Source organism: Thiohalobacter thiocyanaticus, from assembly GCF_003932505.1.
Classification (GTDB): domain Bacteria; phylum Pseudomonadota; class Gammaproteobacteria; order Thiohalobacterales; family Thiohalobacteraceae; genus Thiohalobacter; species Thiohalobacter thiocyanaticus.
This window is the reverse complement of the sequence record NZ_QZMU01000001.1, coordinates 1326668-1346204: the sequence shown is the minus strand read 5'-3', so window position 1 is coordinate 1346204 and position 19537 is coordinate 1326668. Positions and strand designations below refer to the sequence as shown.

Here is a 19537-nt window from a genome sequence, read left to right as displayed (position 1 = left end):
GCTTGTATTCGATCCTTTGTACGGCCGATTTGTACTTCCTCCTGCTGCTGCAGCGCTAGTGGCTACACCCGAGTTCAGGCGGCTTTCACAGATACGTCTCTTGAATACTATTTCTCCAACTCTGGCAACTCTTGGGGAGGTTCGACGGTATTCGCATACCTTGGGTGTTGTGCGTTTAGAGTGTTTATGGGAACGCCGGCCTGAAAATGAGTATTCACGGGGCCAGCTTGATGCGTTGCAGGCAGCGATAATACTGCATGATATAGGTACCCCTCCTTTCGGCCATTTATTTGAGTACATTTTAAAGGAAGCAAAAGGCTGGGACCACGAATCCGTAATAACTGACATACTGCATGGAAGGCATGTGGCAGAAAATAGGGGGCATCAAATATATGCAGGAAATACGCTAAAAATAATTGAGGTGCTTGACGGTGCTGGAATCGACTTGATGCTCGTAGGTTCCATCATTGAGCGAAGACATCCGCTTAGCTCATTAATCCTAGGATCGCTCGATTTTGACAACATTGATAACGTTGTGAGGATGGCGCTGTTTCTCGGGCTTGGAAACTATGCCAGCTTAGCGAAGGACCTTGCCGCTAGCATATCGGTAAACTCGAGAGGTGATTTGGTTTGTGATGAGGGAAATGTCGATCTGATCGAGGAATGGGCGGGGGTTCGTAAGAGCGTCTACGAGGTATTGGTATTTGATGAGCTAACAGTTTCTGCTCAGGCTGTTCTCACTAAAGCGATTAAGATAGCCTTGCGGAATGATGTGTTGTCGGCAGACGACTGGGCTCTAACTGACGAGGAACTCTTGCGGAGACTACTGGGGTCGCGTGAGACAAAGGACCTGATTAAACTTCACTATTTGGGGCGGCTCCCTGCTCCTGTTCTTACCGTCCAGCTTAATGCTTCATTCCGCGAGATTTGGTCGGAAGGTACCGATAATTTTCTAGAGGAGATTAATCGAATAGCTTCACAGCACGGAGTAGGAAAGCCGTTGTGCTATGTGTTTCAGGAGAACGGAGCTTTTGGGAAGGAGGTAGAGTTTGTAGATCCGAAAACGGGGTCTATTTGGCGCCACGGTAAGAGAACACGTAGTACCGTTGTGTACGTTTTTGATCAAAATAAGTGTAGGGTCTCGCGCAGCGGGGTGCTAGCAATACTTAATGAGCTACTTATTTGGTTGGGATGCGATATGGGGCTTGTTCAGCACGCGCATCTGTTGGGGCATAAATATGACGCCGGTAAGCAAATCAGTATTGAATACGAGATTGACGGAGATTGATTGGGATTTTTCAGGAGACCATTGTGCTTCGTCTTTTTCAAAAGTGCATTGGCACCCCTGCAGGTTCGTTGCGCAAATACCAGCGACTTTAATAGGCTTGTTGACCGATCCGGGTGATACGGTTCTAGATCCGTTCTGTGGGTCCGGAACGGCAATAGTTGAAGCGCAAAGATTGGGGCGCATTGCAACCGGTATAGATATAAATCCAGTTGCTGGACTTGTGGCAAAGTCAAAGCTACATCCGGTCGATGGCATGACGGTTGCGGCCGCGGCCAGCCGATGGAAGCGGCATACATTAAAGAAGATTAGGCTGGCAACACTGGACGCCTCTGAGGCGATGAGTGCGATTCCGCAGGGGGTGCAACAAAATAAATGGTACTCCGAGAGTACGCTGAGAGACTTGGCTGTATTGTGGGACGCAGTGCGCGCTAGTAGAGGGGAATATGCTGACATATGGCGCGCGGCATTTAGCGCTATCCTCCTGGGTGCGTGCAATGAAGATAGGCATTGGGGGTATGTGTGCGACAACACTCAGCCGAAGGCTGTGCGGCGTATAGACGCGGTTGATCTTTACATGCAGGCGGTAGATGCCTATGTCGCTGCTTATATAGATAGAGACGAGTTTTTAGGGAAGGGCGTTGAGTTTCCATTACCGCAGGCGGATGTCATACAAGATGATGCGGCTGATGCCATGGAAAAGCTGTGCAGCAATTCGATAGACTTGGTCATCACGTCGCCGCCGTATTTTGGCGTCTGCGACTATATAAAAGCCCAAAGACTGTCATTAGAGTGGTTCGATATGGACATAGAGGAATTTAGGCTGAGAGAAATCGGGGCAAGAAGTAAGAGGCATAGAAAGTCAGCAGTTTCCGATTATCTTTTCGAGATGGTACGAGTTTTCCGAGAGGTTTACAGGCTGTTGAGAGGCGATGGGTACCTTGCGCTTATAATAGGCGAGTCATCCCATAGGCAGAGTGTTGTTGATGAGCTAACATCGGTGATTTGCGATATTGGCTTTGAGGTGCTCGTCGAAAAAGAGAGGCAGGTGCCTGTTCAGCGTCGTCAACATCCAAGTCTTAGAGAAGAATCAGTAATAATTGCTAGGAAGTAGCTATGACAAAGCTCAGTGATTTAGGCGAACGAAATCTAATTAGCGACATTGTTGCGAAATATGTGGAAGCGACTATCGGTGACGACTGTGCGGTTTTAGAGCGTGAAGCTGAACAGATTGTTGTCACGACCGACCCGGTTCCTCCTGCTGCGGCCGAAGTGATTGCAGGTGATAGCGACCCCTATTGGAAAGGCTGGTTGCTCACCGTGATTAACGCGTCTGATTTGGCGGCTAGTGGTGCAGATCCTTTAGCATTGTTCGTGGCGGCCGAGGCGCCATCAGATTACTCGCTGGACGACTTTGAGCGTTTTCTCATGGGGATTAAAGACTCGTGTAAAATCGAAGGGTTGGCGTACGCAGGAGGGAATTTAAGAGAGGGTAAAGCACTGTCAGCGGTGGGGGTTGCAATAGGCGCTAGACGTCCAGGGTCAGTCTTGGGGCGCCAAGGAATTTCTGATGGAGATAAGCTTGTTGTCATTGGAGAAGGTGGTCGATTTTGGATGGACGCGATGATATGTGCGAACGGAGGCGAAATTCTAGATAAAATGGCATCACCTCTTTTTGCGCCAAGGTCGGAAGGGAGAGTGATGAGGGCGCTTGCTAACGCCAATTTACTGTCAGGAGCGATGGATAATAGTGACGGCTTACTGCCATCTGTCAGCCAACTATGCAATTCAAATGGATTGGGCGCATTGATAGATCTTGAACGCTTACATAAACCCAAGGGGTATGATGACGTTAAGGAAATCGTTTCAATGCATTACCACAGATTATGGTTGGGGTGGGGTGATTGGAACATTGTCGCCGCCGTTAGTCCGGACAAGCTAACGCAATTGGTAGATATTGCGGCTTCGGAAGATACAGATATTTGTGTGTGTGGAGAATTCAGACGAGATTTATCCGGTACGAAGCTCACACATGGTGGTGAGATGGCTGATTCACCGAGAATTGATTCGGAGCGTTTTGTCACCGACTCTTGGTTTTCTATGGGTATACAAGGCTATATAGAAATGCTGTCAAATGCGTACTTGCCGAAAGGGGGTAAAACCCGTGCAAAGCAGAAAGAGTAAAGGGATTAAAGGGGAGTAGTACCTTTTTTGGAGTGGCTAATAAGCAATCGTCGTTATTTCAGTCGCTTCCTGTTTCCGTCAGTGAGACTTTCAATGCTGTAAGGTTGTCCGCGAGTGCGGCGGTCCAGCCGCTGCCGAACTCGCGGTCGAGCTGTTCGTCCAGTTCGGCCAGCGTGGCCCGCGCATTCGACATCAGCTGTTCCCCCGCCGTTGTGAAGCGGATGACCTTGCGGTTGCGCAGGTGCGGATCCGGCACCTGTTCCAGCCAGCCTTTGTGCTCCATCTCCGTCACCGTCTTGGCCACCATCTGTCGCGATACGCCAAGGCGGCGCGCGATTTCGGAGGCATGATTGGGTCCGCAATCGAGCTGACCCAGAAAGCCCAGTGCGCCTGAGGTGACCCCCGAGTATCCGAGGGCGGTCAGCCTGTGGGCCACATGCTCCACCAGGAGTTTCTGCGCATCCGCCAGCTGAAACAGCAGTTGCAGGCTGCGACTCTCGGCCATGGGCAATTCGGTTTGCCGGCCATTTGACAACTTGGTTGACAACTAATGCTCCCTGATCTATCTTGTCACCTGGGTTGACAAGGAGAATATAGCATGCCGTCACTGAGAGCAATTCTGCGCATCAATGCAACCAGCTGCCTCCTGTTCGGGGCCCTGTTCGGGGCCCTGTTCGCTGCCATGCCGAATGCGGTCGCGGGGTTTCTGGGGGCGCCGTCGGCGCCGGGGGGTGTGATCCTGGTGCTTGGCGTCCTGCTGGGGCTCAACGGGATTCACCTGATCTATGTCAGCCGCGCCCCGCGCCCGTCCCGGGCCTGGGTGGGATACTTCAGCGCGGGGGATTTCATCTGGGTGTTGGGCACCCTGCTGCTGGTCGGGACCGGGCTCTGGATCAATACCCCGGCCGGAATCCTCTCGGCGCTGGTGGTGGCCGCGTCGGTCGGTGCGATGGGCTGGTTGCAGTTGAAAGCGAGCAGTGCGCTGTAATTGTAATGGGGAGCGGATTTAAGGGGTCAGTACCCTTTATTCCCCCACGCCCACAGCAACATGGGCCGGTATGCCCGGACGCCATTGAGACGTCCGGGCATGTCCTGCCATCAGGCATTACGCCGACGGCGCGCAATCCCGACCAGGCCGGCCAGGCCGGAGCCGAACAGCCAGACCGCAGCGGGTACGGGTACGGCGGACAGGCTCGCCTCGGAATGCCCGAAGATGATCTCGCCGTTGAGGAGCTCGGTGCCCAGGGCGAAGTCGTTGAAGATCATGTGCAGGGCGTTGACGGCGATATGATTTAAGGGGTCAGTACCCTTTTACTGATGCCCTGGGGCTGCCGCCCGCCGTCTACGTCAACAAAAACGCCGGAACCTTTACCTTAGAACTGTCTGCGTGACGGGGGGGGGCTGCGAATACACTGGGGGCCCCGGCGGGAACAGATAGCCGGATAATCATCGAAATAAAAGGGGGAAGTAGCCTTTCCCGAATGTACGGCTCAGTGTGCGGTGCATATTTCCTCCGGGCTGGAATTTCGATGGGGCAGATGGTAGGGTTAAATCAAAAATATACGAATAACAACTAAAGGTACTTAAATGATGAAAGCATTATCATCTGTTGTTGTTTCCGTTCTTCTATATATATCCTGTTCAGCTGCTCATGCGATTCCCATTGAGGGCTGGCCTCCTGAATTTTCTCCGCCGCCTGATGATGAATGGGTTTCCTATCCGAGTTTTCCGCCGCAAGTGCCGGATGATGGTATCGATCTATCCCCTTGGCCAGATTACCCTGTCCCGGCGGTTCCTTTGGAGACAAGACTGGAAGGTCAGGCACTTTATGACCCGAATCTGGATATAACATGGGCGAGAAATGCGGCTATTGGCGGGGCGATGACTTGGGATGCAACGCATATATGGTTGTCATCCCTGGAGCTCGGAGGAATCACCGGGTGGCGAATGCCTTATACCACTGAAGTCGTTTATCTCGCAGATAACGAGGGAATTTCGGTGGATACACCCGAACCATTTTTAGGTATATCGACGTCATATTATTTTGCCGAAGACGAGATATTTGGGGATCTTGTGCACCCTCTGATGAGTTTTGATTCGGGTGATTTGACCCTCTTACAGCTGCCTGTGGACGAGGCTTATGTCATACCAGTGTACGATGGTGACGTTGATGTCTCGGTAATTGAGGAGCCCGCAACATTGGTGCTAATCGTAGGCGGCTTACTTGGATTGATGCTGGCGAAGCGAACACATAGGTGATTCAAAATCGGATTAATTAAGAGGGGCGGGGTCAAGGGGCGGGGTCAGGTCTTGCAATCCAGCATCAGGAATACTTTAAGAGGTCTGCTTTAAGGCGATTGATTTATGATTTAAGGGGTCAGTACCCTTTATTCACTAGATGCAAGGAAGGTATCGCGGAATTTGCCGTGTTTATTCTGGCAGGGTGAGGCGGCGTATTACTCGGATGTATTCTTCCGTTTAAATATGCTGGTGAGGTTGTCAACCGCCTCGCCGATCTTGGCGCCCACCGCAGTACCGATACCCGGCCCCAGGATAAGCGTGCCGGCGCCCGCGCCGGCCATGCTGGATCTGGTCGGACGAAATGTCGGGACCTCGGTTGTGCCGGCTACCACCAACGGTATGCTCAGCACCTTGCCGGTTTTTTCCAGCCCCACACTGATTTCACCGCTCAATTCCCGGGCGGGATTGATCGCAATATTGCCTGATGCGGCCAGGGCCGAAGAGGCGATCTTCAGTTCATTGAATCGATAATGCTGCTGGCTGGCTGTCAGCCTGCCGCTGAGTTGATCGAACGGTGTTTTCTGTTCCTCGGGCGGCGCGGTCTCGTTGAGCTTGATGAGTTGGGCCGCCCGTTCCAGGTCGGTTTCATACACCACGCCCTGGCTGATAATGAAATTGCAGCCCACCTCCATGCCTTGAAGCAGCATTGAGGTTGTTTTGGCCTGCAGCGATCCCTGGCATTGACTGGTCAGTGCCCCGCTGATGACGCGTTGGTCGAGCACCTGAAGCAGGGGTTCCAGTTGAACATCTTCAATTTGGCTCGTGAACCTGGTTCGCCAGCCGTCAGTCCAGTCGAGTTCGCCGCTGACAGATATTTCACCCTGATAGGCCTGTATGTACCCACTGCTGATTTGCATGTGGCTGTCGGTGAGTGAGCCCTTGAATGCTGAATTATTCAGGTGCAATTCTGGTCCGACAGGCAGTGTCAGGTTCGTGGCTGTGGCGGTGAATCGATCCCGGAGTGATTCGGTTCTGCTATCGAGGTTGAGTGTCGCCTGTTGCCCCTGGTTCAGGTAATCCAGCCTGCAATCGACAGTGCGATGTTCATGCATGCTATCGGCTGCAGGGCCTTGCAACGTGATGGCGCAATCACCGGCAATGCTCCCGGGCAGCGCGGGCTTCCCCAGGGCGGTCAATACAGGTGTTAATGCCAGACTGTCTGTCCGCGCCTGCAAGGCCAGTTGCCAGTCGTCTGACCACTGCAGATGTCCGCTGGCCTGTACCCGGCTGTCATAACCCTTGAGAGATATCTGCTCAAAGATGATCTGTTGTTTTCCATACAGTCCTGCCAGAGTGAACCGATCCAGGGTAACGGGCAGGTCAAGGGGAAACATACCCCTGTCACTGTGCAGGGTGAATCGCCACTGTTCTTCCACGGGAGAGACATGCAGCTGTACCGCGTGGCGGGTGTCCCGCAGGATGATTCGTGCAGGTTTAGGGCCGCTGCTCCAGTCGGCATCCAGACGGAAAGGACCATAAGTCTGTTGGTTCGTACGCCAGTAAAGATTCCGGATGCTGGCGCTGTGGAGTCTGAAGGGCATTGCAGCAGCGCTGTCCTCCGGTTTGATGCCGGCGAACATATGCCTGAAGGCATTCACCGCTTGTCGGTTCAGCTGTACACCCTTCAGGGATAGGTGCTGTATCTCCAGATCGCCCTGCAGCAAGCGCCGGAATGAAAATCTCGCTCGCAGTTCGCCAATGGAAAACTGTTGTTGAGGGTGGTCGTCGAGCCTTGCGCTGACGCCATTGAGTTGAACTGATGGTGATGGCAGGAGGCGGATGGATATCTGCTCAATCTCGACTGGCCTGTCCAGCGCGTTCGATAACTGATCACTCAGCGTGGTTCGGATCTCTTCCTGGTCAATGACGTGCGGGGCGAGTGCCAGTATCGCCAGCACCACCATCAGTAGTATCCCAGTTGTTCGTAACCAGACACGCATCGTCGAAGGGCTTCGGCTATACCTTCTGAGGTTAGCGGCAGTATCCCAGGGATAATAAAAGGGGGGGCGGCAACTGAGAATCATTTGCAGAAAACGGGTGCTTTTTTCATTCAGATAGCCGAGATAACGTCAAACTTGTCCATTTCACTGAATATTATAAATTTTTCTCCATTGCTTTCATCGAGCAGAAAGACCCGTGGAACGGTCTTTGTTCTATCCAGTCATTTGACATAAGTGACGTTAACGTCACTATTAATGTAATATTCAAGGATTCCCCATATCTTGTCATTTCTGAACAGGCTGTTTTTCTCTTCCAGGCATCGTGCCCTGCCGGAACTCAAAGCTATCTATATTGCCGGTTCGGCCGGGGCTGAAATGCATTCCGTCGAGCGTATACAGGCGCTTGAACAGACCGGTTTGCAGTCTGACCGCTACAGTGTGGCCAAAGGTTTCTGGCAGGCCAACGAAGCCTGTCAGGTCACGCTGATCAGCGAAGACGACCTGAATAAAGCCAGGAAGGGCCTGTCAGACACCCTGCGTGCCAGGCTGGATACGGGGCATCATCGCCGTAACCTTGTTGTTGGTAATCTCAAAACCAGGGTTTTGCAGGACAAGACCTTTCGGATAGGCGATGCCGTTTTTCGCTACCAGAAACCACGCCCGCCTTGCGGGTACCTTGATAAGATTGAAGGCAAGGGGCTTGCCGGTGCGCTTGCCCAGAACAGCGGGATATGTGTGACCGTTGTCAGGGGTGGTTTTATCGCGGTCGGTGACCGCGTTGAGGTTATGCACGATTGATTTAAAACCGGGGTCAGTGAGCGATTCCTTGATTTGCGAAATAATAGGGGGCGGGCTGAGCTGCCCCGTGCCTTCTGCGTCTGTGCGCGGATTCATTCATGAGTTAACCGGAGGTTATGCTGATGCGTGTAATCATTTTCTTTCTGAGTCTGGTTGTGAGCGTCGCGGCGGGTGCCGAGCGGACAGTGTTCCGCATCGACTCCGAGCAGCCGATGGCGAAGGTCTACCCGGCGGTGTACGAGGCGCTGGAGGAGGCGAAATTCTTCGTCGTCTTCGAGCCCGATATCGGGAAGAACCTGTCGCAGTTCGCCGGCCGCTGGGGCGAGAACTACAACCGCAACGAGCTGTCCGGCATCCGCAGCATGGTCTTCTGCAACGGCTGGTATGCCAATCAGGTGAGCAACGAGGATCCGCGCATGCTTGCGATGTGCCCGCTGCGGCTGACGGTGATCGAGCAGGACGGCCGGGCCAGCGTTCTGTTCGTCCGCCCGACGCATGTAGCCGCGCACAGCCCGGCGCGGGACGTGCTCAAGGAGGTGGAGGACGAGGTCATCGGGGCGATCCACCAGGGCGTCAGGAGCGCTGCACAATAGGATTAAACGGATTAAAGGGGTCGGTGACAACTGAGAATTACTTGCGCTATCAGTTGTCACCGACCCCCTTTTTTGCCTCCATTGCCCGTCAAGCGTGATCGGGGCGCGCATGTAAACAATTTATGACGATTTGCTGCAGGCGGATGAGCTTGTGAGAATCGCTGAAGGGGTGTGTGGTCTGCGCGAATCATTTTCGCTGTTTGTGGTTTGAGAGTGCAGTAGCGGATAGCGTTCACTTCAGTCCCATCATCGCGGCGAAGCGGGGGGGCGGAATGATTGATGCTTAATACGCGAGCCTTTTCCCTCTTTGTGCTAGGATAACCCGGAATAATAAATCGACTATAATGGCGAGATGCAGGTATGAATAAAAATAATCATGCTCTTTCAAGGTGTTGTTCCCCGGGATGCAACGAAATTCTTCCGCGACCACGTAGGCTTTATCTGCCTGTCCGGTTGGCGTTGACCGCGACGCTCAATTTGTCTGCCGTGATGTCCGCGCAGGCGGCGTTGATATGCCCGAACCTTTCCTCGTACGTCCTCACGGACAGCGCTGTTGTCTACGATAGCTGTTCCCTGTTTGCGCCGCTGACGATTCTCGGATCTGGCAGCCTGATCAATTTCGGGAGCGTGTATAACTACAGCAACCTGGTGAATTTCGGGAAGGTGACCAATTATGATGTGCTGAGGAACCAATCCGGAGCTACGCTCGGTAATTACGGCAGCCTGTTGAATATGCAGGGTGGCTCCCTGGTCAACGACGGGAGCATGCAGAGTTTCACGGGCAGTCGGCTGGACAATTCCGGTACTTTGACTAACGGGGTGGGCGGTTCCGTGAACAACGGGGGGTCCATGACGAGTTTCACCGGCAGCCGGCTGGATAATGCCGGTAGTTTGACCAATACGGGTTCGATGCGCATCGATGGGGCGATGACCAATCTGGCTGTTGGCGAGGTCGATAATCATGGCGACCTGACCAACCAGGTGAATGGTTCATGGGTGAATAATGGCGTAGTGAAGAATTATTTTGCCGGTGTGCTGAAGAATTCTGGTGATATAACCAATGGGGTGCTCGGTCTGCTGCGCAATGACGGAGTCATGACGAATTATCTGAGTGGCCGACTGGATAATCATGGATCATTGATCAACCGGTTGAATGGATCATTGGATAACCTCGGTGTCCTGGTGAACTTATCGAACGGCAGGCTGGATAACTATGGTGAACTGCGCAACGAGTATGATGGGTTATTGGATAATCGCGGCGAGTTGGTCAACAAGCCGGGTGCATTGCTGAACAATGCCGGAATGTTGAAGAACGGATCGACGGGTAATGTCATCAATCAGGGAGAGATCGCCAACAGATATTCGAGTGCATTCATCAATGAGGGTGTACTGTTCAATGATGCTCTGGTGAGGAATGACGGGACCATGGAGAACGCCGGCCAGTTGGAGGTCACTGAGAACGCGAGCATCCAGGGTGTCGGCACCTTTGAGCAGAACGATGGCAGTACCAGGGTCGATGGTCTCATCTCCCAGGAAAACGTAAGTTTCCACGGTGGTGAGTTGTTCGGCACGGGGGTTATCGAGGTGATGGGCAATAATCTGGTTGTAGATCACGGAACAATCGTCAATCCCGGGGCTGAGCGTGGGGCAGGCGCTCTTACCTTTGATGCCGACCTCGCCTTTGGCGGCGACCTGATCATCGAGTTTGAATCGCTGACCAGCTGGGATCGGCTTGATATTCTCGGTAATGTCGATTTCAACTCTGGCAGTACTGTGCTGTTCGATTTTCAGGGCTTTGTCCCGGAGGCGGGTGACAGCTTTGACTTTCTCTTCGCCAGCAGTATGACGGGCTTCGATAATATCAGTTTCTCGACGTCAGATTCATTCGAGGGGCTTGGCTGGTCAGTATTGCAGACCGCAGGCAACGATCTGCGTCTCACATTCAACGTATCCCCGGTGCCATTGCCGGCCAGCTTCTGGTTGCTGGGTAGTGGATTGGCAGCTCTGGCAGGACTCGCGAGGCGCAGGGGTCGGGGCGCAATGGCAGGTATTCGTAGCTGAGAAATCTTCGATTGTTATGTCATCGCAATGACAGAAAGAAGTGGATTCACCATGGGGTCTGCTGATGTTGGCTTCCCCATTGGTGGATGTGTTTTCCCACCCACGCGCAGTGTTACTGACCCGCTGACCGCATCTGGCGCGACCACCAGAATCTGCCCAGCATCAGCAGTACCGCAATCACCAGCAGCACGATAATGATGCGCAGCAGGCGCAGTGTCGGCGTGCAGCAGTCCCTGCCTTGCGGATCTGTTCCGGTGAAGTCCGGGTGCGCCAGCACTGTCTTGCCCAGCACCTGCTCGCGGATGAACTGGCCGCCGCGGGCGCTGCTGCCGGAGGCACGGAACAGGAAGCTGTAGCCGCCGGCCTGCAGGGTGTGGGTGAATTCACCGCCGTATTCGCCGTCGCCGGCCTCCCCGTCATTGTGCATGCCGTCGTCGTGCAGGATGACGGGGGTGCCTGCCGCGCCATTGGGCAGGGTCGGTATTGCCTCGACCGCGGCGCCTGGTACCGGCGCCCCTTCCTCGGCCAGGGATGCGTTCAGCCCGATGCGGTCGCCGGGGTAAGCCGGCTGCGGCGAGACAAAGGCGAACATGCGCAGATTGCTGCCCGCCGCGACGGCGACGGCGTAGGAGACCGGGGTGCCGGTCTGCTCCTGGACGCGTTTCTTCGCGTCCCCCACCCATACGAAGCCCTGATGGGCGACCCGCAGCTTCCACACGCCCTGATAGCGCTGCGGCTCGTCGGTCGGCAGCTTGAGCTTGAACAGGCGTGCTGTCGGCAGTTCCTCCACGCTCTGGCCAAAGCCGTTCGGCGGCGAGGCGGTCGGGTAGGCCGTGCCGTCGGGCGCGATCACGGTGTAGGGCAGCACACCCTGCTTGAACATGAGCGCGATGGTGACTTCCTTGTCCGCCGGGATGAGGGGGATGGGGGTCTCGAAGGTCTGGCCCGGGGCGATGGTGTAGACCGGGTCCAGTACCGGCTGCTGGCCGAGCAGGGTGGTTGCCACCTGCAGGAAGAACTTTTCGATATCGAACACATTGAGGCCGGTCAGGTCGCCGGTGTACTGGCTGGTGCCGCCGGAGCGATTGGCGATATCGGTCAGGCGGGCGGTGTCGACGTCCTGCTGCCGGCCCAGCGCCAGCGAGTGCACACCCACGCCCGCCGGCAGCGCGATGGTGTTCAGATCGACCGGACCGCCGGGCGTTTGCGCCGGGGTGTTCTCCTTGCCGTCGCTGACGATGAGCGCGGCGCGCACATCCCGGCCGGCATCGGTGAGCTGGCCGAAGCCTTCCAGCAGCCCGGCCGCAATGGAGGTCGCCCCCGACGGGTTGAGGTCCGTCGAGTTGGTGACCGTGTCGATCAGATCGGCGCGCGACTGGGCATCGATCTGGGTCAGCGGTTCCAGCAGGCTGGCCTGGGTGTTGTAGCCCACGATCGCGACGCGGTCGCCGGCGCTCTCGCGCAGCAGCTGCAGAAACAATGAACTCGCCCGGCGCAGGGTCTGGGCCTTGCTGCCGTCGGCGGTGGGCTCGTTCATGCTGCCGGAGCGGTCCAGGATCAGCGCCACGTCCAGGGTCTTGCCGGGGATCACCGAGCCCTCCAGATCGACCGTGCGGGTCGGCGGGACATTGGTGTCGTTGATGCTGGTGATGTCGAAGGTGCCGTTATAGGGGCCGCCGTCCGGGGCCCGGGCATCGAAGGTCACGCGGAAGGTGCGCTCGCCCATCGGCGGTATGGTGACGGGTAGCAGGTTCTGTTGTCCCACGCCCGGCTGGTTGGGCTGGTCACTGAAGCTGAAACGCCCGTCGCCGGCGACGTCGACCGTGAAGGTCAGGTCGGCATCACCGGGGTTGCGGATGCGGATGCCCTTCCCGAAGCGATAGCCCTGCTCGACCTCGCCGTAGTCGAACCGGTTCAGCGCCGGGTCCATGACGAACTGGGGTTGCGGAATATGTCCGGTGCCGGTCAGGCTCACGGGCTGGGTGGGGCTGGCCGGATCGTTGGTGGTGAAGGTGATGCTGTCATTGAACACCTGGGCCGCGCTGGGTGTGAAGCTGACGGTGAGCGTGGTGGACTGCCCGGCGGGGATGGCGGCAATGGGGCCAGCCGGCGCCAGGTTGAACTCCGCCAGCGTCGGCCCCGTCACCGGCTGGAAGGTCAGGTCGATCTCACCGGTGTTGCTCAGTATCAGGCTGCGGGTCGCCGCCGCGCCGACATTGACCTGGCCGAAAACGAGACTGTTGGTACTGAGTGAGAGCACCGGCACGGGATCGCGCGACTCCGCCTGGCAGTTGATCGCGGCCGGGCCGACCGCGGGGTTGCGCGTGATCGCTATGTCTTCGTTGATGCTGGCGACCTGGCCGGGTGGGTTCTGCGGATTGAGCTGAATACTGAGCGGTACCGAATCGCCGGGGGCGAGGGTCTGTGGCGTAAATCCGATTGGGGTGCAATGGGCGGTGGTGGCGACCGCGGAGACCTCGATCGCGTCATCGGCCGGACCGCCCGGGTTGCTCAGTGTGACTTGCAGCTGCGGCGACTGGTTATTCGCCACCTCACCGAAATCGATGGATTGCGGCGTGATCTCGAACAGGGCCTGTGGCAGGGCGCAGTCCTGCGTTACGTTGGGAAAGTTCGGGCGGGTACGCGTGATGCGCAGACCGGTGGCGTTGCCACCCGAGCCCAGCACCTCGGCCGAGGTCTGATCGCCGGGGTCGCGGTTGAACGGGATCATGCCGCACAGATGCCTGCCGGTGTCGCCGCGGAACAGGGCGATATCGAAGGTGTCGTTGATCGCCGAGTCGGCATGGGCAGTCAAGGTGAACAGCACCAGGCTGTCGCTGCTGCGGCGGATCTGCACATTGGGCTGATCACTCAGGAAGGCCTGGTGATTGACCAGTGTTTCCACCGGATCGGTAGTGTCCAGCCGCTTGAAGACGATGGTGGTCCGGTTCTCGATGTTGGTGGAGGAACTGCTGCGGATCAGCAGGCCGTCGCTGCCGATGAAGGCATGTGCGGCCTGCTCGGTGGAGGCGCCCAACAGGCCGGGTGCAGTAAAGGTGAAGTCCACCAGCCCGGGGCGGCTGACAGTGAAGCTCAAGCCGCTGCGGGTCAGGCTGTAGGGCCCGCTCGAGGCTGAGGTCGCGGCGCTGAACTGGATGGTGTCGTTGATCGGTCCGACCGCGGGATTGAACTGGGCCGAGGCGCTGAAGGGCAGTATCCAGCACAGCAGTATTATAATTAATGAGTGGAAATCGCAGGCGTGAGCCCACCGGTGCCGAACAGTGTGACGCATCATCGCCTCCCTGGATAATGTCAACCGCGCGCGCGGATACAGCTAAGTTAGACCAGCCGCGCAAAAATTCCAGGGGTGGGCAGAAATAATCTTCCAGGAGGATGATATTCAGGGCAAACATTAAAATTCGAATCCAGCACGGAAGCAGGGCCAGGTCCTGCAATTCCCTTCCTTGCTATACTCCGGTGATGTCCCTGGAGTGCACCCCACCCGGCCATGCGCACAGCCTCGCCCAACCCCCCCCCCTTGCCAGTCCATATGGAATCGCGATGAAACGAATACTGACAATGGCCTTGCTGGTCCTCATGTCCTGGCAGCTGCCGGTCTGCGGCCAGGAGCTGTATGCACCCGAAGCCGCTGTCACGGCCCCGCAGATCCAGGTACAGGGCGTCCCGGAGGACGCCGCGATCCGCAGCCGTCTCCTCGCCGTGCTGGACGCAATCGACGGCCTGCAGGACATCGAGGTGCAGGTCACATCGGGTGTCGTCACCCTGGCTGGCGAAGTCCCCAGCTCCCGCCTCAACCGCGAGGCCTTCGAGATCGCGAGCCGTACCGATGGGGTGGTCTATGTCGTGAACCGACTCAGCGAGGAAGCGGATGTGGCCAGCCGCCTGCGCCCGGCCAGCCGCAAGTTCCAGGAAATTGGCGCCGACCTGTTGCGCGCCCTGCCGGTCGGCCTGGTCGCCCTGCTGGTGGTGGTGCTGTTCTGGTTCCTCGGCCAGTGGGCGGGTTCGCGTGGTGCCTGGCTGCGCCGCGCCGGCATGTCCGATCTCGCCGTGAATCTGGGACTGCGCATCGTTCGCCTGCTGGTCATTGGTATCGGATTCCTGATCGCCCTGGAGATCCTGGACGCCACCGCCATGGTCGGGGCGCTGCTCGGTATCGCCGGGATCGCCGGCATCGCGCTGGGCTTCGCCTTCCGCAATATCGCGGAAAACTACCTGGCCGGCGTGCTGCTCAGCGCCCGCAACCCCTTTGCAATCGGTGACCAGGTACAGATCGGGGAATTCCTCGGCAAGGTGGTACGCCTGACCTCGCGCGATACGGTGCTGATGACCCTGGACGGCAACCACCTGCGCATTCCCAACAGCAACATCATCACCTCGGCAATGCTGAACTTTACCCGCAATCCCCTGCGTCGCTTCGAATTCAAGGTGGGTGTATCCGTGGACCTGGACGTGGCGGCTGCCCGGAACCTCGGCATTGAGACATTGCGGCGGACGAAGGGGATCCTGCCCGACCCGGGACCGCAAGTGCTGATTTCGGAACTGGGCGACAGCACGGTACAGCTGAGTTTCCTCGCCTGGATCGACCAGCGCGAAACTGACATCCTGAAGGCGCGCAGCGAGGCCATTCGCCTGGTGAAGGCCGTCTTCGACGAAGCGGGTATCGAAATGCCCGAACCCATCTACCGCATCCACCTGCGCGATGCGGCTGCCCTCAAGCCCGGCGAAGGCGGGGCCGCGCGCCCCGAAGCGGCACCACCGCCGAGCCAGACCGCCGCCACGGCCGAAAGCAGCGACGTGACGGCGGACCATACAATCGACGAGCAGGTGGCCAATGACCTGAACACCTCCGACGAAGAGAATCTGCTGAAGAAGGGCGGCTGAGTTTCCGGTATTCGCCGGAACGACGAAATTAAAAGGGGTCGGTGACAACTGAGAATCATTCGTGTCATCAATTGTCACCGACCCCCGTTCTAATCTTTTCTACGCCGGAAAGACTCAAGGCGCAGGTGGGGGGGCAACGTGGAGCGTTTACTGAAGCTGTTTGCCCGCGAGGGGATCCTGGAATAGTGTCTGCCCGCGCACTTTATCCCGTCGAGCGATTTGGTGAGGATGTAACAGATGGAAAAGAAAAGCCCCGTGTTCGACAGAGCACGGGGCTTTCAAGTGTCTGGCGCAGCAGAACCGCGCCAGATTTTGCCTGCGCCGTGAAACGCGCTATTTGTTCGCGCGCTTACCAGGCTTGACCTTCACCTCTGTGAGTGCCTCTGCGCCATCCACGATCGTGTCAGCTACAGTGACGCTGGCCACCCACTCCACGGACTCGGGAACGGTTGGGTCAGCCAGCTCCGCAGTCCACTTGAATCTGAACCGAAGTTTCTTGCCCACGCCAAGGTCCGAGAAGCTGGCGGTGAACTCACTGCCGTCCGAGCCTGTAAGCAGCACCGTGCCGCTTGCGAAGCCTGCTGCAAGCTTGTCGTTTTGGATTGTAACCGACAGCATGTTGGGGGAACCGTCAAATACCCAGGTGGGTACCGATAGGTCGGTGATGGAAACATCGGAAAGTACGGGCGTCGAAACGTCTACCGCGGTCGTGGTGGAGGTCTTCTCCATCGCCTCGGATACATCGGTGTATGCCAGGGTGATCACGGTACCCGGTGTAACGTTGCTGTACGAATCGGGCAGGGTTGCCGCAAACACGCCACGATTTGCACCTTGCTCGACCAGGGTCAGCGCGTCGCTCAGGCCGCTGTTGGAAGAAATGGCCACAGTGACTTCTTCGGTAACCATCGGGTCCTGGTTCAGGTCCGCATCTCCAACACGTGCCGTGAGCAGGCTGCCGATCTCGAACGTGGGTTCAGGCTGCAATAGAACCGATGCATTGGAATCCGTATACAGCAGCAGCGGATCGGGGGTTTGACCCACATAGGCGGGCACGCCGCTTCCTGAAGTATCAGGCGTTGGCGTCACGCGGATCGTGAAACTGTTGTTTGCGCTCGCGGGGAAGGTGCTGACATCCCCCACCCTGACCACGTAATTGAGACCAATATTGACCAGGTCATCGATCAGATCCGAGGTGTAGGAAAGGTTGGCGCCCATTGCCTGGATCTCGTCAGCCGAAATAGCCGCGAACGAATCCTCTGCCCCACGCATCCAGCCCAGGCCACCAATCGCCGGGTTGTAACCATACCATGCAAGCAGTTCGGCGTCGGTTTCGGGGTTGCCGTCATCATCGAAGAAAATACCATAGGGCAGCATGTTGTTCGGCAGCCAGGGACCGAACTGATTTGCCGCCACCCCCGCGCCGGCAGGTACGTCATGATAATTGCTTGCCAGGGGTGTGGTTGCTGTAAGCGTATCTGTCAGTGGCTGAATGCCTGCCACGTATTCATCGATAAGGAAACCGGCTCGACTTTCCGGGTCAAAAAAGCCGAGTTCGCCGGTATGCTTGTCCTCCGGACCGAACAGACCAGCCGAAAACGTGGCCAACTGGGTGGGGCTCCACAAATCCGAGGGCACGGCAATGTTCAGGTTGGCGAGATCGACGCCGGCATCGGTAGCGCTGACGAAGGAGGCGCCGACACCAAAGCCCACTTCGAGCTTGAATCCCTGCAGACGACCATCGGTCCAGTTGTTTATCTTCTGGAATACCTGGTAGTCACGTGTGCCTGTTTCGGCCTCTACGTTGAACACCAGATCCACGCTTTCCGAGCCAATGCCATCCACGGTGTTGGGGAGCATGGCAACCTTGTATCGCTTGTGCGTCTGGAAGGCGCTGCTGCAGGTGACCTGCTTCGGGTCGATCGAGTCCAGGTAGTTCCCTTCCAGATAGGACGTCGACATGATGCAGTTGGCAGGCTTGTCATTCTTTACGCCCGGATCGTTATTCACGATCTTGATGCCTGCAGGCTCACCGATGGGCCAGTCCTTGGCCAGGACAATTCCCATGAGAGTACCCGCGTCATCGAAGACGAGGCTCTCATAGGAAAAATCGGAATCCGGAGCGAAATTGTAGGCGCCAGTCGCGGGATCAAACCAGCTTTCGTTGCTTCCGATCGCGCCCTGGGTGCCATCCAGCACCACTTCCACGTTCGAAAGATTCCAGCCGCCGAATCCCGGGGCGCCGCTTGCCGAGGGTGTCGAAGTGATCTTGCCGGCCTGGGTGGGTAGCACAAGTCCCGCCATGGCAATGGCGAGTGCTGTTCTGGCCAGGAGTGAACAGCCTGCGGCTGATGGCGCGTCCTTTCGGGTACTGTTGATCATGCAGATCTCCTGATATGTGGATAATTCAATTTAAATTACCTGATAGCGCCGCAACATCCCTTGCGACCATGTCCAAACGCCTGTGGTCATGGCTGATGAAAACTGCAATTGATAGTGCAGGCCGCCATTGCATTCATCTCTATCACGGTGATGGCAATAGGGTGTCTGGGGGTGGCAAACTCCTTACAAATGCGCACAAACAGGGTGATGCAATTAATGTGCTAACAATGCATCTGGTTGTTTGGTTTGGTATTAAAATACTGCCTGGTTTTTGCCGGGGAATGGATGTAAAAAAAACGGACACCCACCATCCGTTCCGCCACAAATGGAAACCATGTGCCTGGCAATGGCGGTTTAAGGGATGAGGTGGCCGCCATGCTGGCATGATGTGAAAGTCCGAGTCGGTCAGGGCGACCGAAAAGAAGGTAAAAACGGGATTTGTCCCCGGTTTCTCAGAAGTGCCATTTATGTCTGCCATTCGGCCCAGAGTACAAGTCTTGTTATTGCCAGGATCAGAATGATTTTTTTTCTGACTCCGGCTCGGCTCTGCTGCCTCTCCGCGATCTAAACTATAATGGCGATGTGCAAGCCGACTACGGGGACGGGGACGTCAATACCAAACAATATAGGGAGGGTGTTGGATGGGTATGCTGAAGGAATTCAAGGAATTCGCGGTCAAGGGCAATGTGGTGGACATGGCGGTCGGGATCATCATCGGGCTGGCCTTTGGCAAGATCGTGTCCTCCTTTGTGGCCGATCTGGTGATGCCATCGCTGGGAGTGCTGATAGGTGGGGTGGATTTCAGCGACCTGGTCATAACCCTGAAGGCGGCAGAAGAGGGTGTGGAGGCCGTTACCCTGAAATACGGAGCCTTCATCCAGACGATATTCGATTTCATCATCGTGGCTTTCGCCATTTTCATCGCGGTGAAGGCGATCAACAGGATGAAACGCAAGGAGGAGGCAGCGCCCGCAGCCCCGCCGGTGCCCACCAACGAGGAAAAGCTGCTGACCGAGATCCGCGACCTCTTGAAAAAGTAGGTCGAATCAGCGGCGTAGCTGCATAATCCGGCCGGTCAGGGACGCGGCGTTGTG

The 19537-nt window shown here is 56.6% G+C and carries 16 protein-coding genes; 11 read left to right on the top strand and 5 right to left on the bottom strand.

Annotated elements, in window-relative coordinates:
- Positions 1–58 precede the first annotated feature (58 nt).
- From D6C00_RS06330 to D6C00_RS06320, 3 genes are read left to right on the top strand one after another with little or no spacing between them, the layout of a single operon-like run.
- The gene (locus D6C00_RS06330; protein ID WP_158675334.1) at positions 59–1288 is read left to right on the top strand and encodes an HD domain-containing protein; all 1230 of its coding nucleotides are present in this window, start codon (positions 59–61) and stop codon (positions 1286–1288) included.
- Positions 1275–2399 (top strand): DNA methyltransferase, encoded by a 1125-nt coding sequence (locus D6C00_RS06325; protein ID WP_158675333.1) that lies wholly within the window; start codon positions 1275–1277, stop codon positions 2397–2399. The genes D6C00_RS06330 and D6C00_RS06325 overlap by 14 nt, the downstream gene beginning before the upstream one ends.
- Positions 2400–2401: 2 nt before the next feature.
- Positions 2402–3469, top strand: coding sequence for a thiamine-phosphate kinase (locus tag D6C00_RS06320; protein WP_125180941.1), 1068 nt, complete (start codon positions 2402–2404; stop codon positions 3467–3469).
- A 58-nt stretch (positions 3470–3527) separates the two neighbouring features.
- On the opposite strand, the gene D6C00_RS06315 is transcribed toward D6C00_RS06320, so the two are convergent.
- The gene (locus D6C00_RS06315; protein ID WP_125180940.1) at positions 3528–3974 is read right to left on the bottom strand and encodes a MarR family winged helix-turn-helix transcriptional regulator; all 447 of its coding nucleotides are present in this window, start codon (positions 3972–3974) and stop codon (positions 3528–3530) included.
- 93 nt (positions 3975–4067) lie between these two features.
- Here D6C00_RS06315 and D6C00_RS06310 point away from each other — a divergent pair, with 93 nt between their 5' ends.
- A complete protein-coding gene (locus D6C00_RS06310) occupies positions 4068–4457 on the top strand; it encodes a hypothetical protein (RefSeq protein WP_125180939.1) in 390 nt (129 codons plus the stop codon).
- 110 nt (positions 4458–4567) lie between these two features.
- Here D6C00_RS06310 and D6C00_RS06305 read toward each other — a convergent pair whose 3' ends face one another.
- On the bottom strand, positions 4568–4735 hold the full coding sequence (locus D6C00_RS06305; RefSeq protein WP_125180938.1) for a VPLPA-CTERM sorting domain-containing protein: 168 nt from the start codon (positions 4733–4735) through the stop codon (positions 4568–4570).
- Positions 4736–5056: 321 nt separating this feature from the next.
- Here D6C00_RS06305 and D6C00_RS06300 point away from each other — a divergent pair, with 321 nt between their 5' ends.
- Positions 5057–5728: a hypothetical protein gene (locus tag D6C00_RS06300; protein ID WP_125180937.1), complete on the top strand. Its 672-nt coding sequence runs from the start codon at positions 5057–5059 to the stop codon at positions 5726–5728.
- Positions 5729–5925: 197 nt separating this feature from the next.
- Here the strand turns inward: D6C00_RS06300 and D6C00_RS06295 are convergent, their stop codons facing one another.
- Positions 5926–7674 (bottom strand): AsmA family protein, encoded by a 1749-nt coding sequence (locus tag D6C00_RS06295; RefSeq protein ID WP_158675332.1) that lies wholly within the window; start codon positions 7672–7674, stop codon positions 5926–5928.
- Between the two features lie 318 nt (positions 7675–7992).
- Between D6C00_RS06295 and D6C00_RS06290 the strand changes: the two genes are divergently transcribed.
- The 3 genes from D6C00_RS06290 (at position 7993) to D6C00_RS06280 (ending at position 11162) form a co-directional block, all read left to right on the top strand.
- Entirely contained in the window at positions 7993–8508 is a 516-nt protein-coding gene (locus tag D6C00_RS06290) for an MOSC domain-containing protein (RefSeq protein ID WP_125180935.1), read from the top strand.
- Positions 8509–8630: 122 nt separating this feature from the next.
- On the top strand, positions 8631–9101 hold the full coding sequence (locus tag D6C00_RS06285) for a DUF302 domain-containing protein (RefSeq protein WP_158675331.1): 471 nt from the start codon (positions 8631–8633) through the stop codon (positions 9099–9101).
- A 459-nt stretch (positions 9102–9560) separates the two neighbouring features.
- Positions 9561–11162: a VPLPA-CTERM sorting domain-containing protein gene (locus D6C00_RS06280; protein ID WP_158675330.1), complete on the top strand. Its 1602-nt coding sequence runs from the start codon at positions 9561–9563 to the stop codon at positions 11160–11162.
- A 112-nt stretch (positions 11163–11274) separates the two neighbouring features.
- Here the strand turns inward: D6C00_RS06280 and D6C00_RS06275 are convergent, their stop codons facing one another.
- A complete protein-coding gene (locus D6C00_RS06275; protein ID WP_158675329.1) occupies positions 11275–14454 on the bottom strand; it encodes an Ig-like domain-containing protein in 3180 nt (1059 codons plus the stop codon).
- A 287-nt stretch (positions 14455–14741) separates the two neighbouring features.
- On the opposite strand from D6C00_RS06275, the gene D6C00_RS06270 reads away from it, so the two are divergent.
- Complete coding sequence (locus D6C00_RS06270) at positions 14742–16064, top strand: mechanosensitive ion channel family protein (protein ID WP_158675328.1); 1323 nt, start codon at positions 14742–14744, stop codon at positions 16062–16064.
- 333 nt (positions 16065–16397) lie between these two features.
- Here D6C00_RS06270 and D6C00_RS06265 read toward each other — a convergent pair whose 3' ends face one another.
- On the bottom strand, positions 16398–18443 hold the full coding sequence (locus tag D6C00_RS06265; RefSeq protein ID WP_125180930.1) for a choice-of-anchor F family protein: 2046 nt from the start codon (positions 18441–18443) through the stop codon (positions 16398–16400).
- 68 nt (positions 18444–18511) lie between these two features.
- Between D6C00_RS06265 and D6C00_RS06260 the strand changes: the two genes are divergently transcribed.
- Together D6C00_RS06260 and mscL are read left to right on the top strand one after the other, a co-directional pair.
- Positions 18512–18808 carry a hypothetical protein gene (locus D6C00_RS06260; RefSeq protein ID WP_125180929.1) on the top strand — a complete coding sequence of 99 codons (297 nt, stop codon included), beginning with the start codon at positions 18512–18514 and terminating at the stop codon, positions 18806–18808.
- Between the two features lie 276 nt (positions 18809–19084).
- Positions 19085–19483: a large-conductance mechanosensitive channel protein MscL gene (mscL, locus tag D6C00_RS06255; protein WP_125180928.1), complete on the top strand. Its 399-nt coding sequence runs from the start codon at positions 19085–19087 to the stop codon at positions 19481–19483.
- Positions 19484–19537 lie beyond the last annotated feature (54 nt).